The 15,330-nt window shown below is 75.2% G+C and carries 17 protein-coding genes; 7 read left to right on the forward strand and 10 right to left on the reverse strand.

What is annotated here, in order from left to right; translation table 11 throughout:
• Positions 1-93: 93 nt before the first annotated feature.
• Positions 94-912 (reverse strand): pyrroline-5-carboxylate reductase, encoded by an 819-nt coding sequence (gene proC, locus ACI79L_RS18575; RefSeq protein WP_456938195.1) that lies wholly within the window; start codon positions 910-912, stop codon positions 94-96.
• Positions 913-1,017: 105 nt separating this feature from the next.
• On the opposite strand from proC, the gene ACI79L_RS18580 reads away from it, so the two are divergent.
• A complete protein-coding gene (locus tag ACI79L_RS18580) occupies positions 1,018-1,587 on the forward strand; it encodes a type 1 glutamine amidotransferase domain-containing protein (RefSeq protein WP_456938196.1) in 570 nt (189 codons plus the stop codon).
• A 27-nt stretch (positions 1,588-1,614) separates the two neighbouring features.
• Here the strand turns inward: ACI79L_RS18580 and ACI79L_RS18585 are convergent, their stop codons facing one another.
• Entirely contained in the window at positions 1,615-2,487 is an 873-nt protein-coding gene (locus tag ACI79L_RS18585; protein WP_456938197.1) for a hypothetical protein, read from the reverse strand.
• Positions 2,487-3,431, reverse strand: coding sequence for a Ppx/GppA phosphatase family protein (locus ACI79L_RS18590; protein ID WP_456938198.1), 945 nt, complete (start codon positions 3,429-3,431; stop codon positions 2,487-2,489). Before ACI79L_RS18590 ends, ACI79L_RS18585 begins: the two co-directional genes overlap by 1 nt.
• A gap of 40 nt (positions 3,432-3,471) precedes the next feature.
• Here ACI79L_RS18590 and ACI79L_RS18595 point away from each other — a divergent pair, with 40 nt between their 5' ends.
• The 3 genes from ACI79L_RS18595 to ACI79L_RS18605 all read left to right on the forward strand — a co-directional run bounded on the left by ACI79L_RS18595 (position 3,472) and on the right by ACI79L_RS18605 (position 7,422).
• Positions 3,472-4,290: a hypothetical protein gene (locus ACI79L_RS18595; RefSeq protein ID WP_456938199.1), complete on the forward strand. Its 819-nt coding sequence runs from the start codon at positions 3,472-3,474 to the stop codon at positions 4,288-4,290.
• A 97-nt stretch (positions 4,291-4,387) separates the two neighbouring features.
• Positions 4,388-6,565, forward strand: a complete 2,178-nt coding sequence (locus tag ACI79L_RS18600) for a bifunctional MFS transporter/dTMP kinase (protein ID WP_456938200.1) — start codon at positions 4,388-4,390, stop codon at positions 6,563-6,565.
• 5 nt (positions 6,566-6,570) lie between these two features.
• Positions 6,571-7,422, forward strand: coding sequence for a class I SAM-dependent methyltransferase (locus ACI79L_RS18605; RefSeq protein WP_456938201.1), 852 nt, complete (start codon positions 6,571-6,573; stop codon positions 7,420-7,422).
• Between the two features lie 31 nt (positions 7,423-7,453).
• Here ACI79L_RS18605 and ACI79L_RS18610 read toward each other — a convergent pair whose 3' ends face one another.
• Entirely contained in the window at positions 7,454-8,467 is a 1,014-nt protein-coding gene (locus ACI79L_RS18610) for a helix-turn-helix domain-containing protein (protein WP_456938202.1), read from the reverse strand.
• A gap of 102 nt (positions 8,468-8,569) precedes the next feature.
• On the opposite strand from ACI79L_RS18610, the gene ACI79L_RS18615 reads away from it, so the two are divergent.
• On the forward strand, positions 8,570-8,767 hold the full coding sequence (locus ACI79L_RS18615) for a hypothetical protein (RefSeq protein WP_456938203.1): 198 nt from the start codon (positions 8,570-8,572) through the stop codon (positions 8,765-8,767).
• Between the two features lie 10 nt (positions 8,768-8,777).
• Positions 8,778-8,999: a DUF3072 domain-containing protein gene (locus ACI79L_RS18620; protein WP_456938204.1), complete on the forward strand. Its 222-nt coding sequence runs from the start codon at positions 8,778-8,780 to the stop codon at positions 8,997-8,999.
• Positions 9,000-9,039: 40 nt separating this feature from the next.
• Here the strand turns inward: ACI79L_RS18620 and ACI79L_RS18625 are convergent, their stop codons facing one another.
• Together ACI79L_RS18625 and ACI79L_RS18630 are read right to left on the reverse strand one after the other, a co-directional pair.
• Positions 9,040-9,720 (reverse strand): winged helix-turn-helix domain-containing protein, encoded by a 681-nt coding sequence (locus ACI79L_RS18625; protein WP_456938205.1) that lies wholly within the window; start codon positions 9,718-9,720, stop codon positions 9,040-9,042.
• On the reverse strand, positions 9,717-10,943 hold the full coding sequence (locus ACI79L_RS18630) for a sensor histidine kinase (protein WP_456938206.1): 1,227 nt from the start codon (positions 10,941-10,943) through the stop codon (positions 9,717-9,719). The genes ACI79L_RS18625 and ACI79L_RS18630 overlap by 4 nt, the downstream gene beginning before the upstream one ends.
• 219 nt (positions 10,944-11,162) lie before the next feature.
• Here ACI79L_RS18630 and phoU point away from each other — a divergent pair, with 219 nt between their 5' ends.
• Positions 11,163-11,816 carry a phosphate signaling complex protein PhoU gene (gene phoU, locus ACI79L_RS18635; RefSeq protein WP_456938207.1) on the forward strand — a complete coding sequence of 218 codons (654 nt, stop codon included), beginning with the start codon at positions 11,163-11,165 and terminating at the stop codon, positions 11,814-11,816.
• A 181-nt stretch (positions 11,817-11,997) separates the two neighbouring features.
• Here the strand turns inward: phoU and ACI79L_RS18640 are convergent, their stop codons facing one another.
• Genes ACI79L_RS18640 through ACI79L_RS18655 form a run of 4 tightly spaced genes read right to left on the reverse strand, consistent with a single transcriptional unit; the run spans position 11,998 to position 15,301 of the window.
• Positions 11,998-12,768: a phosphoglyceromutase gene (locus tag ACI79L_RS18640; RefSeq protein ID WP_456938208.1), complete on the reverse strand. Its 771-nt coding sequence runs from the start codon at positions 12,766-12,768 to the stop codon at positions 11,998-12,000.
• 5 nt (positions 12,769-12,773) lie between these two features.
• The gene (locus ACI79L_RS18645; protein ID WP_456938209.1) at positions 12,774-13,076 is read right to left on the reverse strand and encodes a hypothetical protein; all 303 of its coding nucleotides are present in this window, start codon (positions 13,074-13,076) and stop codon (positions 12,774-12,776) included.
• Positions 13,077-13,094: 18 nt separating this feature from the next.
• Positions 13,095-14,687 (reverse strand): MFS transporter, encoded by a 1,593-nt coding sequence (locus ACI79L_RS18650; RefSeq protein ID WP_456938210.1) that lies wholly within the window; start codon positions 14,685-14,687, stop codon positions 13,095-13,097.
• A complete protein-coding gene (locus ACI79L_RS18655; RefSeq protein ID WP_456938211.1) occupies positions 14,684-15,301 on the reverse strand; it encodes a YbjN domain-containing protein in 618 nt (205 codons plus the stop codon). Before ACI79L_RS18655 ends, ACI79L_RS18650 begins: the two co-directional genes overlap by 4 nt.
• Positions 15,302-15,330 lie beyond the last annotated feature (29 nt).

Here is a 15,330-nt window from a genome sequence, read left to right on the forward strand (position 1 = left end):
AACTCGCTTCACAGCCGTGTCGGCGCGTCTCCACGTGGACGTGTCGACACGATCACGCAGCGTCCCCCCGCACCGGTTCCGACCGGGTTACCGTCACCGGCTCCCGTCGGTCCGGCCGAGCTCCACCGAGCGCCGGGCGGCCGCCTCGATGGCCGCGATGAGCGCCGAGCGGACCGAGTGCCGCTCCAGCTCCCGGATGCCGGCGATGGTCGTGCCGCCGGGGCTGCTCACCGCGTCCCGCAGCTGCGCCGGGTGCTCCCCCGACTCGCGCAGCATCACCGCTGACCCCAGCGCCGTCTGCACCACCAGCTCGGTGGTCAGCGCCCGCGGCAGGCCGAGCAGCACCCCGGCGTCGACCATCGCCTCGACGAGGTAGAAGAAGTAGGCGGGCCCGCTGCCGGACAGCGCCGTCACCGCGTCCTGCTGGTACTCGGGCACCCGCGCCACCCGGCCGACGGTGGACAGCAGCGCCTCGGCCTCGTCCAGCTCGGCCTCGCCCGCCGACGCCCCGGCCGACAGCACGCTCATCCCCTCGTCGACCAGCGCCGGGGTGTTCGGCATGACCCGCACCACCGGCACGCCGGACGGCAGCGCCGCCTCGATCGTGGCGGTGGAGATCCCGGCGGCGATGCTCACCACCAGGTGCCCGGGGTCCACCGACGGCGCCAGCCGCTCCAGCAGCGCCGGCAGGTCCTGCGGCTTGACCGCCAGGAGCAGCACCCGCGCGCGGGCGGCCGCCTCCTCGATCCCGACGACGTCGATGCCGTAGCGGGTGGCGAGCTCCCGGCCCCGCTCCGGGTGCCGCTCGCAGACGACGACGCCGTCCGGGCCCTGCCTCTTCACCAGCCCGGCCAGCAGCGCCTCGCCCATCTTCCCGCCGCCGTAGACCGCCAGGCCCTGCCGCTGTGCCATCCCGTTCTCCCAGCTCTCGGTGTGCGCCGGACGCCGCATCGACCCCGCGTCGGACGGTAGTGCGCGCGGGTGTGCCGTCTCCCGGTGCCGGGTAGCCGCGCCCGCATGGCAGGAGAACTGGACGGGATGAAGGTGGCCGTGCTCGCGACCGACGGCGTCGAGCAGGTCGAGCTCGAACGGCCGTGGCAGGCGCTGGAGGACGCCGGGGCCGAGCCGGAGCTGGTGTCGCTGGACGGCGGCAGCATCACGATGTACCAGCACATCGACAAGGGCGACACCAAGAAGGTGGACACGACCGTCGCCTCGGCCGACCCCGAGGACTACGCCGCGCTGGTCCTGCCCGGCGGCGTCATCAACGGCGACTTCGTCCGGGCCGACGCCGACGCCGTCGCGTTCGTGAAGGCGTTCTTCGACGCGGACAAGCCGGTCGCGGCCATCTGCCACGCGCCGTGGGTGCTGGCGGAGGCCGACGTCGTCCGGGGCCGGCGGATGACGTCGTGGCCGTCGCTGCAGACCGACCTGCGCAACGCGGGCGCGAAGTGGGTCGACGAGGAGGTCGTCGTCGACGGCAACCTGGTCACCAGCCGCAAGCCCGACGACCTCGACGCGTTCGCCGCGGCGATCGTCGAGCAGTTCGGCCAGGCCGGCGCCGAGGAGGACGACGAGGACGAGTGATGTGCGGCCGGGCTGCCCGGCGGCACCTCAGGTGCCGGCGAGCAGCCCGGCGGCCGGGGCGATGGTGAGCAGCGTCCCGGCGAACACGAGGACGGCGACCAGCCGCAGTCCCGTGGGCTCGCGGCCGGTGCGCTGCCGCCAGGCGCCCACGCCGGCGACCAGGCCGGTCACCGCGAGCGGGGCGAGGACCACCGCGACCTGCGGCACCTGCTCCCAGACGACGGTGGCCAGGAAGTAGATGCCGACGCCGGCGGCCAGCGCCAGGACCAGCTCGCCGGCGAAGCGCAGCCAGGCCAGCGCGCCCTCCTTGGCGCCCAGCGGCTCGTCGAGGACCTCGGTCTCCCCGGCGCGGGTGACCGGGATCGGGCCGGTGGCCGGGGCGGGCCCCGCCGCCGAGGCGCCGGGGACACCCGGCTTGCGGGAGGGCCGGATGCCCGGGATGGCCGCGGTCGACGGCTCGGCCGGACCGCGCCCGTCCTCGGCCGGCGCCCCCGCGACGCGACCGGTGTCCCGGGTCCTCCTGGCCTTCTCGGCGGCCTTCTCGGCGGCCTTCGCCGCGGCCTTCTCGGCCCTGCCCGCCTTCTCGACCCTGGCGGCCGCCTTCTCCGCGGCCCGGTCCCGGGCCTGGCGGCCGGTGTCGGCGACCGGCCCCGTGTCGCGGGACAGCCGGCCGGTCTCGGAGACCCGGCCGGTGTCGCCGGCGCGGCGGCCGGGGTTGGGCGCGTCCTCGGCGTCGGGGTCGCGGCGGCGCTGCTTGATCGGGATGTCGCCGGTGTCGCCGCGGCGCCGGCGCACGCTGCGCGGGGCCTCGATGCCCGCCTCGCGCAGGATGTCGGCCAGCGGCCGGCCGCCGGTCTCCGGACCGCGCCCGGAGTCGGGGTCCCTGCGGGGCTGTGCCATCACGCGCCTCCCAAGGAGTCCAGTCGCCGCAGGATGACGCCCTCGCGCAGCGCCCACGGACAGATCTTGACGGAGGGTAGATCCAGCGCCTGCATGGCCGCCTGCGCCACCACGGCACCGGCCGGCACCTGGTGGGCGCGGTCGGGCGACACGCCGCGCAACTCGGCCAGGCTGCGCGCCTCGATGCGGGACACGAAGCCGATCAGCTGGCCGAGGCCGTCGAGGGTGAGCTCGCGGGCCACCCGCAGGCCGGCCGAGTAGGGCGCCGCGCCGGTCAGCCGGGCCAGCGTGCGGAAGGTCTTGCTCGTCGCCGCTACCAGGTCCGGCGCGCCGGCGCCGCGCAGCTTCTTCGCCGCCGGCTTGAGCACGTCGGCCGCGTGCTCGCCCAGCGCCTCCAGGGCCGCGAGGTCGGGCCGGCCGCCCTCGGCGGCGTCCTGCAGGAAGCGGCGGGTCATCCGGCCGGCGCCCAGCGGCACCGACAGCGCGACGTCGGGGTCCTCGTCGACGCCGCTGGCCAGCTCGAGCGAGCCGCCGCCGATGTCGAGGACCAGCAGCCGGCCCGCGCTCCACCCGTACCAGCGGCGGACGGCGAGGAAGGTGAGCCGGGCCTCCTCCTCGCCGCTGGTCACCTGCAGCTCGACGCCGGTCTGCGCGCGGACGCGGTCGAGCACCTCCATGCCGTTGACCGCCTCGCGGATGGCCGAGGTGACCAGCGCGAGGACCTCGTCGCAGCCCTGCTCCTCGGCCCGCCGGCAGGCCTTGCGCACGGCGGTGACCAGCGCCTTCTCCCCGGTCTTGGAGAGGACGTCGTCCTTGCCGACGTGCTCGGCCAGGCGCAGGACCGCGCGGTCGTCGTACGTCGGGGTGGGGTGGCCGCCGCGGTGGGCGTCCACCACGAGCAGGTGGACGGTGTTCGAGCCGACGTCCAGCACCCCGAGCCGCATGCGGTCAGTCTGCCGGTCGGGCCGTCCCTAGGCTGGACCGGTGCAGGACGTACCGCCGGAGGTCGACCCGGACTTCGCCCGCGAGTGGATCGAGTTCCCGGACCCGGCCGACCCGCGACACGTCGTCCGCGCCGACCTGACCTGGCTGTCCTCCGCCTGGACCTGCGTGTTCGGCCGCGGCTGCGCCGGCGTCGTCGAGGGCCGGGCCGACGACGGCTGCTGCAGCCACGGCGCGTTCTTCAGCGACGAGGACGACCTCGCCCGGGTGACCGCCGCCGTCGCCGACCTCACCGACGAGGACTGGCAACTCGCACCGCTCGGCCGCGGCGCCTGGACCGAGGAGGACAGTGCCGACGACGTGGCCCCCGAGGAGGGCGGCGTCCGCTCGCTGCGCACCCGCCTGGTCGACGGCGCCTGCGTCTTCCTCAACCGCCCCGGCTTCCCGGGCGGCACCGGCTGCGCGCTGCACCGGATGGCGCTGCGCGAGGAGCTCCACCCGCTGCTCACCAAGCCCGACGTGTGCTGGCAGCTGCCGGTGCGCCGCGAGCAGGAGGAGGTCGAGCGGCCCGACGGGACGACGGTGCTGGTGAGCACGATCGGCGAGTTCGACCGCCGCGGCTGGGGCCCGGGCGGCGCCGACCTGCACTGGTGGTGCACCGGCTCGCCGGCCGCGCACGTCTCCCCCGAGCCGCTGGTGGTCACCTACGCCGCCGAGCTCACCGCCCTGCTCGGCCCGGCGGCCTACGCCGAGCTGCGCCGGCTCACCGAGGCCCGGCTGGACCTCGGCCTGGTCGCCCCGCACCCGGCCAGCCCGGCGCCGGTACCCCTCCCCCTGCCGCGGCTGCGGCCCGGCGGCTGAGCGTCACCCCCCTGTCCGAGGTGCGGCGGAGGCCGGATCGACACCGCCCGCCACTACCCTGCTGGGGACGACCCGCGACGACCGGACGGCGAGGACTGTGAGCGACGGACAGGCGGCGGGCCCCCGCGCGCGCCCGGCGGGGTCGTCGGCCAGTGGGCGGGCACAGGAGAACGCGCTGCTCGTCCTCCTGCGCATCCCGGTGTTCCGCCGCATGTGGGCGGCGATCACCGTCTCCAGCCTCGGCGACTGGCTGGGCCTGCTGGCCACCACGGCGATGGCCCAGCAGCTCACCCGCGACCAGTCGCTCGGCGTCCAGGGCGCGGCGATCTCCGGCGTCATCCTCACCCGGCTGCTGCCCGACCTGCTCCTCGGCCCGATCGCCGGCGCGCTGGCCGACCGGCTCGACCGGCGCACCACCGTCGTCGTCGGCGACCTGCTGGCCTGCTCGCTGTACCTGTCGATCGCCTTCAGCTACGAGCTGACCTGGCTCTACGTCGCGCAGTTCCTCGTCGAGGCGGTCGGGCTGTTCACCAACCCGGCCAAGCAGGCCATCTGGGTGGCGATCGTGCCGCGCGAGCGGCTGGCCGTGGCCAACCAGGTGTCGCTGTTCAGCGTCTACGGCGCGGTGCCGGTCGCGTCGCTGCTGTTCGCCCTGCTGTCCACGGCCGCGCGGGTGTTCCCCGGCAGCGGCGGGGCCGGGGACGCGCGGACGGCGATCGTCGTCGCCCTGGTGTTCAACTCGGCGAGCTTCGCGCTCTCGGCCACCACGGTGTTCCTGTCCCGGCGGCTCATCCCGCGGACGCCCGTCGACCGGCAGTCGTCGTCGAACGTGTTCTCCCTCGTCGTCGAGGGCGTCTCCTTCCTGCGCGGGCAGCCGCTGATGCGCGCGCTGTACGTCGGCGTCATCGGCGCGTTCGGAGCCGGCGGGCTGATCATCGGCGTGGCGCAGCTCTACATCGCCACCCTCGACGCCGGTGCCGCCGGGTACGGCGTGGTGTTCGGCATCGTCTTCACCGGCCTGGCGCTCGGCATGCTGGTCGGGCCGCGGATCCTGCCCACGATCCCGCGGCGCAGCCTGTTCGCCCGCTCCATCGGCCTGGCCGGGATCGCGCTGCTGGCGATGTCCCTGCTGCAGGACTTCGTCCTCGCCACCATGGCGGCGTTCCTCGTCGGCCTGTTCGCGGGGATCTCCTGGATCATCGGCTACACGCTCATCGGCTTCGAGGTCGAGGACCGGCTGCGCGGCCGGGTGTTCGCCTTCGTCGTCTCCTCGGTGCGCATCGTCCTGCTGCTGTCGGTCGCCGTCGGCCCGGGCCTGGCCGGCCTGCTCGGCAACCACGACCTGCGCGTCGGCGAGCTGATGCTCAGCCTCACCGGGCCCGGTCTCACGCTGCTGATCGGCGGCGTCCTCGCGCTGCTGGTCAGCGCCTACGCCGTCCGCCAGGTCGTCCCCCGCGGCCGGCCGGGCACCCGCCCGCGCGACGTGTTCCGGCTGCTGTGGGGCAGCTCGGACATCCTGTCGGCCTCGGCCAGCGGCACCGGCCTGTTCGTCGTCGTCGAGGGCGCCGACCGCGACCTCACCCGCCGCTACACCGCCGAGCTCGCCCAGGTGCTGCGCGACTGCGGCTGCCCGGTGGTGGCCACGCACGAGCCGAGCGACACGGCGCTGGGCCGGCAGGTCCGCACGCTGCTCTACCCGCCGGCGCCCGAGAAGGCCGGCGCGACCGACGGCGAGGGCCACCCGGTGGCCGCCTACACCGCGGCGCTGCTGGCCGCCGCCGACCGCGCCGAGCACGTGGCCACGGTCATCCGGCCGGCGCTGCAGCGGCGCGAGGTCGTGGTGTGCAACCACTACGTGGACACCTCGATCGCCTTCCACGGCGCGGGGCAGGGCCTGGACGCCGACCGCATCTTCCGCACCTCGCTGTGGGCCACCCGCGGCCTGCTGCCCGACCTCACCGTGGTCGTCGACTCCCCCGTCACCGCCGGTCCCGCGGGCGCCGACGCCGGCGCGGTGCGCGCGGCGTTCCTCGCCCAGGCCGACGCCGCACCCGACCGCTACGTCGTCGTGCCCGGCGAGCTGCTGGGCACCGACGGCGGCCCGGACGGCGACGGGCTGGTCTCGACGGCGGTGCGGCGGAAGATCACCACGCTGGTCACCCAGCGCTACCCCGAGCTCGGCGAGCGCGCCGACGGCGCCTCCGGGGCGGCCGACCCGCCGGTCGGCGCGGCGCGGACCGGTACCGGGGGGATCGCCGGAGGCTCCGTAGGCTGACCGGCGTGAGCGCCCCGGTGAGCCCCGGCCCGGTGACCTGGACCCCCGAGGACACCGAGGCGGTCGGGTGCTGCCTGTGCGGCGTGCCCGGCCGGCTCGTGCACGACCTCTCCCCGTTCGGCGTCGTCCGCTGCCCGTCCTGCGGCCTGGTGTTCATCAGCCCCCGGCTGCGGCCGGAGGCGCTGCAGCGGCTCTACGACGACGTCGGCTACTTCGAGGGCGGCGTGTACGGCGGCGCCGTCGACGGGGCGGCGCAGGAGCCGCGCCGGTTCGACCCCGCGATGCTGCTGCAGCGCACCTGGACCGCCGGGCGGCTCGCGCTGCTCGACCGGGTCCGGGGCCGCGCCGCCGGCGGCCGGCTGCTCGAGGTCGGCGCCGGCTACGGCCTGTTCCTCGACGCGGCGCGCCGGGCCGGCTGGCAGACCAGCGGGGTGGAGCTGTCCCGCACCGGCGCGAAGCACGCCACCGAGGTGCTGGGGCTCGACGTGTTCTGCGGCCAGCTCGCCGAGGCGCCGCTGGAGCCGGGCTTCGACGTCGTCTGCGCGTGGGACACCGTCGAGCACGTGCCCGACCCGCTCGACTTCTGGCGCACCGCCCGCTCCCTGGTGGCCGACGACGGCGTCGTGCTGTTCTCCACGCCCTACGTCTCGTCGCTGCCGGCGCGGCTGCTCGGCACCCGCTGGTGGACGCTGAAGCCGGCCGAGCACATCTGGCACTTCACCCCGCGCACCCACGCGATGCTGCTGGCCCGCGCCGGGTTCGCGCTGACGCAGGTGGTCCGCAGCCCGCTCGCGCCGAGCAACGCCGGCCGGCTGGACTCCCTGGTCGGCGTCGCGCGCCCCGTCCCCCTGGGCTGACGCGGCCGGGTCTCCTGGACGGCGGGGTCCTCTAGGCGGCGGGGTCCTCGCCCGCCGGGACGAGCTCGACCCGGGCGCCGCCGGTGCGGAAGGTCTGCCGGTACGCGCGCGGCGAGACGCCGCGGCGGCGGCTGAACTGCTCGCGGAACCCGGCGGCGGTGCCGAAGCCGACCAGCCGGGCGATCTCCTCCACCGGCGCGTCGCTCTCCTCGAGCAGCGTCTCCGCGGCGGCGAGCCGCTGACCGAGCAGCCACGCGTGCGGCGTCGTCCCGGTGGTGGCCTTGAAGCGGCGGGCGAAGCTGCGCGGGCTCATCAGCGCGCGGCGGGCGAGCACCTCGACGCTGATGTCCTCGGCCAGGTGCGCGCGGGCCCAGTCCAGGACGAGGCCGAGCAGGTCGTCCTCGCAGCGGGCGACCGGCTCGTCGATGTACTGGGCCTGCCCGCCGTCGCGGTGCGGCGGCACGACCATCTCGCGGGCCAGGGCGTTGGCCGCCGCGGCACCCCACTCGCGGCGGATGAAATGCAGCAGCGCGTCGACGCCGCTGGCGGTGCCGGCGCCGGTGATGAGGGTGCCCTCGTCGACGTAGAGGACCCGCGGGTCGACGTCGACCTGCGGGTAGCGGGCGGCCAGCTCCCCGGCGTAGCGCCAGTGGGTGGTGGCCCGCTTGCCGTCGAGCAGCCCGGCCGCCGCGACGACGAACGCGCCCGTGCAGTGGCTGATGATCTGGCCGCCGCGGGCGTGCACGGCGCGCAGCGCGTCGATGACCTCCGGCGGCACGGGCGCGGAGAGCTTCTCCCAGGCGGTGACCAGGACGACGTCGGAGACGGCCAGCCGCTCGAGGCCGTGCTCGACGTAGAGGGTCAGCCCGGTGTCGGTGCGCACCATCCCCGGCCGGTCGGTGACGATCGCGAAGTCGAAGCGGGGCATGCCGAAACGGCGGTAGTCGTAGCCGAAGACCTCGGCGGCGACGCCGAGGCCGAAGGCGCCCAGGACGCCGTCGCCGGCGAGCAGGCTGACGACGAGCGGGCGGTCGGATCCGGTCACGCCGACATCATGGCAGGAAAGACGCGGTCCATGTCACCCCTGCCACTCGTCCCGGGTGCGGCTCCGGAGCACGCTCGTCCCATGTTGCTGATCACCTGCCCCGTGACCCGGACTGACGAGCTGGTCGCCGAACGGCGCATCCGGTCGGTCGCCAACCACCCGACCCACATCGCGATGGCGGTCGAGTGCCCCGCCTGCGGGAGCGTGCACGTCTACCGCACCGGCCGGCGCTGGGAGGCCGCGCGCGCCGCCGGGGCCGGACGGGCCGCTCGGCCTGCGGCGGAGCTCACCCACGCCTAGCATCGAACACATGAGCGAATCGAACGCGAACACCGGCCAGGCCGGCGACCCGACCGCCGCGAAGGACCCGTCGGACTGGGTGACCGGCGACGAGCCCGCCACCGGGGCGCAGAAGAGCTACCTGCACACGCTGGCCCGCCAGGCCGGCGAGGACGTGCCGGAGGACATCACCAAGGCCGATGCGTCCCGGAAGATCGACGAGCTCCAGGAGGAGACCGGCCGGGGTCAGTGACCCCGGCCGGCCCCGGCCCGGTGAGGTGCCGGCCCTCCGGCTACTGCTCGAACTTGTAGCCCAGGCCCCGCACGGTCACCAGGTGCTTGGGGTTGGCCGGGTCGGGCTCGATCTTGGCGCGCAGCCGCTTGACGTGGACGTCGAGGGTCTTGGTGTCGCCCACGTAGTCCGAGCCCCAGACGCGGTCGATGAGCTGGCCGCGGGTCAGCACCCGGCCGGCGTTGCGCAGCAGCAGCTCGAGCAGGTCGAACTCCTTGAGCGGCAGGGCCACCGGCTCGCCGTCGACGGCGACGACGTGCCGCTCGACGTCCATCCGCACCGGGCCGGCCTCCAGCGCGCCGTCGGCGGGGGCGTCGACGTCGCCGCGGCGGCGCAGCACCGCCCGGATCCGGGCGACCAGCTCGCGCGCCGAATAGGGCTTGGTGACGTAGTCGTCGGCGCCGAGCTCCAGACCCACGACCTTGTCGACCTCGGAGTCCTTGGCCGTGAGCATGATGATCGGGACGTTGCTGCGGGAACGCAGTGCCCGGCACACCTCGGTGCCCGGCAGGCCGGGGAGCATGAGGTCGAGCAGGACGACGTCGGCGCCCGCGCGGTCGAACTCGGCCAGGGCGTCGGGGCCGGTGGCGGCGACGACCGCCTCGAACCCCTCCCGCCCGAGCATGTACGACAGCGCGTCGGAGAAGGACTCCTCGTCCTCCACCACGAGCACTCGGGTCATGACCGTCCTTCCTGGAGGACCGGCGCGGCGCCAGCGGCCGCACCGGGAGCTTCGCGGCGGTCCTCGACCGCCAGGGGGATGCGCAGCGTGAAGGTGGAGCCGAGGCCCTCCTCGCTCCACACGCTGACCGAGCCGCCGTGGTTGCTGGCCACGTGCTTGACGATCGCCAGGCCCAGGCCGGTGCCGCCGGTGCTGGTGGCCCGCGACTGGTCGACGCGGTAGAAGCGCTCGAAGACCCGCTCCCGGTCGGCCCGCGGGATGCCGATGCCGCTGTCGGTGACGGCGATCTCGGCGAACCCGCCGCGCGCCCGCGCCCCGACGGCGGTCTTCGTGTTCTCGGGGCTGTAGGCCACCGCGTTGGCCAGCAGGTTGGTGACCGCCGTCGTCAGCTGGGCCTCCACACCCCGCACGACCAGGCCGTGGGCCCCGCCGACGGCGATCGTGATGCCCTTGGCCGCCGCGGCCAGGCCGGTGCGGTCGACGGCCTCGGCCAGCACCCTGTCGACGTCGACGGGCACGAGCTCGGGCAGCGGCTCGGCGCCCTGCAGGCGGGACAGGTCGATGAGCTCCCGCACGAGCCGGGCCAGCCGGTCGGCCTCGTGCGCCATCCGCGCGGCGAAGCGCTGGACGGTCTCCGGGTCGTCGGCGGCGCCCTGCATGGCCTCGGCGAGCAGGCCCAGCGCACCGACCGGCGTCTTGAGCTCGTGCCCGACGTTGGCGACGAAGTCGCGCCGGACCGCCTCGACCCGGCGGGCCTCGGTCACGTCCTGGAGGACCAGCGCCACGGGGCCCGGGACCGCCGAGGGGGCGACCTCGCCGGGCGGGGTGTCCAGCCGGACGCCGTGCGCCCCGACCAGCCGCGTGCCACCGCCGACGACCTCGCCGGGGAGGGTGACGTCCGAGCGCCGGTGCCCGCGGCGGCGGACCTGCTTCACGAGGTCCTGCAGCGCGGGGACGACGAGTCGCCGCTCGCGGACGATGCCGAGCCCGCGCGCGGTCGGGTTGGCCACGATGACGGCGTCGTCCTTGTCGAGCAGGAGGACCGCGGGGTCCATGAGGTCGAGCAGCCGGCGGGCGAGCAGCGCCTCGGAGGGCGCGTTCCGGGCGTCGTCGTCGCCGGGGCGCTCGGTCCCGTCGGCGGGCCGGCGGACGAGCAGCACGACGACGGCCGCCAGGACGGCGCCGACGACGAAGCCGGCCACGAGGGCGACCAGCGTGCTCACGGGGCCGATGCTAGGCCGCAGCCGGACCCGGTCATCCCCCGTGTGAGTGGTGGCGCAACCGGGTAGGCCGACTGTTCACGCTGGGGTGCCCCCACGTTCACCGATCGGGCCCGTCCGGTGTCTCCTCACCCCCTACCCTCGAACCGTCAGGACGGCGCACCGACCAGATGGTGTCCGGCCGGCGGCACCCGGTGGACGGCCGGCCGACGAGGAGGACCCGTGCGCGAGCACTACCGCGAAGAGCTCGAGGACATCAACCACTGCCTGGTGGAGATGGCCAACTCGGTCGGTTCGGCGATGAACAAGGCCACGACCGCGCTGCTCGACGCCGACGTCGCACTCGCCGACCTGGTCATCGCCGGCGACGAGCACATCGACGCGATGCGCGAGAGCATCGAGGAGCGCTGCTTCACCCTGCTGGCCCGCCAGCAGCCGGTCGCCACCGACCTGCGCACGGTCACCACCGCGATGCGCATCGTCGGCGACCTCGAGCGCATGGGCGACCTCGCCGTCCACGTGGCCAAGCTCGCCCGGATGCGCTTCCCGGAGTCCGCCGTCCCCGCCGAGGTGCGGCCGATCTTCCTCGAGGCCGGCCACGTCGCGCAGAGCCTGGTCACCCAGGTCGGCGCCGTCATCGCCAAGCTCGACGTCGAGGGCGCCGCGCAGCTGGAGAAGGACGACGACCTCATGGACCAGCTGCACCGCCAGCTGTTCACCGAGCTGCTCAGCCCCGGCTGGACGCACGGCATGGAGTCGGCCATCGACATCACCCTGCTCGGCCGCTACTACGAGCGCTTCGCCGACCACGCCGTGAGCGTCGCCCGCCGGGTGGTCTTCCTCGTCACCGGCGAGCGGGACATGCAGGGGGTCTGACCGCCCCGCACACGCGCGAGGGCCCCCACCGCAGCCTGCGGTGGGGGCCCTCGCTGCACATTCGTCGCCCTACCGGGCTCCCACCGCGACCACGTGCCGCGTCAGTTGCGCGGAGCACCGACCGTGCTTCCTCGCGGAGGCCTCCGGCCCCCACTCGTCAGCACGAGCTCGCTGTCGCTCGCTACTTCTTGCCCTGGTTCTTGACCGCCTCGATCGCGGCCGCGGCGGCCTCGGGGTCGAGGTACTCCCCGCCCGGCTTGACCGGCCGCAGGTCGGCGTCGAGGTCGTAGCGCAGCGGGACGCCGGTGGGGATGTTCAGCCCGACCACCTCGTCCTCGCCCATGCCGTCGAGGTGCTTGACCAGCGCCCGCAGGCTGTTGCCGTGCGCGGCCACCAGCACGGTGGCGCCGCTGCGCAGGTCCGGCACGATCGCGTCGTACCAGTACGGGAGCATCCGGACGACGACGTCGGCCAGGCACTCGGTGGCCGGGCGCACCTCCGGCGGCAGGAAGGCGTAGCGGGGGTCGGCGTCCTGCGAGAACTCGCTGCCGGCCTCGATCGGCGGCGGCGGGGTGCTGTAGGAGCGCCGCCAGGTCATGAACTGCTCCTCGCCGTACTCGGCGAGGGTGGCCGCCTTGTCCTTGCCCTGCAGCGCGCCGTAGTGCCGCTCGTTGAGCCGCCACGAGCGGCGCACCGGGATCCACTGCCGGTCGGCGGCGGCCAGCGCCAGCTCCGCGGTGGTGATCGCCCGCCGCAGCAGCGAGGTGTGCAGCACGTCGGGCAGCAGGCCGTGCTCGGCCAGCAGCTGCCCGCCGCGGGTGGCCTCGGCCCGGCCCTTCTCCGACAGCTCGACGTCCACCCAGCCGGTGAACAGGTTGGCCTTGTTCCACTCGCTCTCGCCGTGGCGGAGCAGGACCAGGGTGCCGGGTGCGTTCTCCGCAGACGTCGTCACACCGGTCATCCTGCCAGCAGCGGCCAGAGCACCCACGCCTCGTACAGCACCGGCGGGACCAGCCCGAGCAGCAGCCACGGGCTCCGCACCCGGCGGGCGGCCCCCCACCGCACGGCGGCGACCAGCGCCACGCTGCAGGTCAGCGCGACCGCCAGCCACAGCGCGGTGGCGGCGACGTCGACGACGAACAGCTGCGCCAGCACCAGCTGCACCGCGCACAGCAGCAGCGGGTAGACCAGGCCGGACGCGGCGACCACCCCGATCAGCGCGCGGCCCAGCCGTTCCTGCGCGGCGGGCGGCTCCTGCACGCACCCACGCTAGGCCCGTCAGGTGGCCCGTGTGCCCGTCTCGCGCCGCCCGGGCAGCCACACCAGGACGACGACGGCGGCGACCGCCGCGGCCGCCGCGGTCCCGACGGCGGTCAGGTGCATCGCCGCGACGAAGGCGTCACGGGCGGTGTCGGTGAGCGCGTCGGCGGCCGCGGCGAGCTCGGTGTCCCCGGCGGCCCGCGCCTCGTCCGCCGTCGCCCCGGCCGCCTCGAGGGTCGCCGCGATCGAGGTGCTCGCCTCGTCGCGCAGCCCGGCCGGCAGCACGTCGACGGCGCCGCGGACGTTGGCCGCGTACGCGGTCGCGAGCACCGAGCCGAGGATCGCGACGCCGAGCGCCCCGCCCACCTGGCGGACGGTGTTGTTCACCGCCGCGCCCGCGCCGGCCTTCTCCCGCGGCACCACCGACATGATCGACTCGGTGGCCGGGGCCATCACCGCGCCCATGCCCAGCCCCTGCACGGTCAGCGTGGTGAGCAGCAGCCACAGCGGCGCGGCCTGGTCGAGCAGCTGGAAGCCCAGGAACGACAGCGTGATGAGCCCGAAGCCGGCCGCGCAGACCGCCTTGGCGCCGAACCGCTCGGCCAGCCGGGAGCTGCGCGGCGCCATCACCGCCATGCCCAGCGCCACCGGGATGAGCGCCGCGCCGGACTGCAGCGGGTCGTAGCCGCGCGCGCCCTGCAGGTAGTAGACGAGGTAGAACGTGGCGCCCATCAGGGCGAAGAAGTTCAGGCCGAGCGCGGCGGCGGCCGCGGAGAACGCCGGGTTCCGGAACAGCGAGACGTCGAGCGCGGGGTGCGTGGAGCGCCGCTGCAGCCAGACGAACAGCACCATGAGCAGCGCGCCGCCGACCAGCGGGACGAGCACCCCCGGCGTCCCCCAGCCCACGCCCGAGCCGCCGTGGATGATCCCGTAGACCAGCCCGGCCAGCGCGGCGATCGACAGCAGCACGCCCGGGACGTCGAGCCGGCCGGGGTCGGGGTCCCGCGACTCGGGCACGAACGCGAGCGTGCCGAGGACGCCGACCAGGGCGACCGGCACGCCGATGAGGAAGATCGCGCCCCACCAGAAGTGCGTCAGCACCAGGCCGCTGGCCAGCGGGCCGCCGGCGACGGCGAGCCCGGCGGTGGCCGCCCAGATGCCGATGGCGCGGCCGCGCTCGCCCGGCGGGAAGACGTTGGTGATGACGGCGAGCGTCGTCGGCTGCACCGCGGCCCCGCCGACGCCCATGACCGCCCGCCAGGCGATGAGCTCCAGCGGGCTGTCGGAGAAGGCGGCCAGCACCGAGCCGCCGGCGAAGACGGCCAGCCCGATCAGCAGCACCCGGCGGCGGCCGATCCGGTCGCCGATGACGCCCCAGGAGAACAGCAGCCCGGCGAAGACCACGATGTAGGCGTCGACGGCCCACTGCAGCTCGCCCTGGGTGGCGCCGAGCTCCCGCTGCAGCGTCGGGATGGCGACGTTGAGCGTGGTGTTGCCGGTGATCACCACGAGCAAGCAGACGGTCATCGTGGCCAGCACCCACCACCGCCGGGCGTAGCCGGGGCGCTCCTCGACGGCCGGCGCCGCCGCGGGCCGCCCGGTGGTGGTCATCCCCCGCCGTCCGCGGTGGACGCTCCCCCGCCGTCGGCCGGGCGCTCGGTCCGGCCCTGCTGGGCGAAGGCGGCGAAGGCCTCCAGGTTGCGCAGCGACTCGCCGCGCTTGACCCGCCACTCCCACTCCCGGCGGATCGAGGTGCCGAAGCCGATCTCGAGCATGGTGTTGAAGTGGTCGTCGGCGTAGCTGAGGACCGCGCCGAGCAGCCGGTCGAGCTCCTCCGGGGTCACCGCGGCGTGCGGGACGCGGCCGGTGAGGTAGACGTCGCCGACCCGGTCGATCGAGTAGGCGACGCCGTACATGCGCGCGTTGTGCTGCAGCAGGTAGGTCCACAGCTGCTCGCGGTTCTCGTCGGGCTGGCGGCAGACGAACGCCTCGATCCGCAGCGCGTGCTCGCCGACGATGAGCCCGCAGACCGTCTTGAGCTTCTTGGTGCCCGGGAGGTCGACCAGCCAGCGGCCGGGCGCCGGGTGCTCGTGCACCAGGTCGGCCTCGCGCAGGGTGCGGTCGATGACCGCGTCCAGGGCGGCGACGACGTCGGCGCGGGTGGTGGGCGCCTCCCCGATCCCCTCGCTGACCGCGCCACCTCGTTCCCCGGGCCCCTCGTTCACCGGGCCACCTCGTTCACCGGGCCCCTCGT

Source organism: Geodermatophilus sp. SYSU D00684 (genome assembly GCF_054050455.1).

Coding starts and splice junctions, on each gene's coding strand:
- ACI79L_RS18590 (WP_456938198.1), bottom strand. CDS start 3,431: ATGCGGCTCGGGGTGCTGGACGTCGGCTCGAACACCGTCCACCTGCTC.
- proC (WP_456938195.1), bottom strand. CDS start 912: ATGGCACAGCGGCAGGGCCTGGCGGTCTACGGCGGCGGGAAGATGGGC.
- ACI79L_RS18585 (WP_456938197.1), bottom strand. CDS start 2,487: ATGGCACAGCCCCGCAGGGACCCCGACTCCGGGCGCGGTCCGGAGACC.
- ACI79L_RS18620 (WP_456938204.1), top strand. CDS start 8,778: ATGAGCGAATCGAACGCGAACACCGGCCAGGCCGGCGACCCGACCGCC.
- ACI79L_RS18650 (WP_456938210.1), bottom strand. CDS start 14,687: ATGACCACCACCGGGCGGCCCGCGGCGGCGCCGGCCGTCGAGGAGCGC.
- ACI79L_RS18580 (WP_456938196.1), top strand. CDS start 1,018: ATGGCAGGAGAACTGGACGGGATGAAGGTGGCCGTGCTCGCGACCGAC.
- ACI79L_RS18625 (WP_456938205.1), bottom strand. CDS start 9,720: ATGACCCGAGTGCTCGTGGTGGAGGACGAGGAGTCCTTCTCCGACGCG.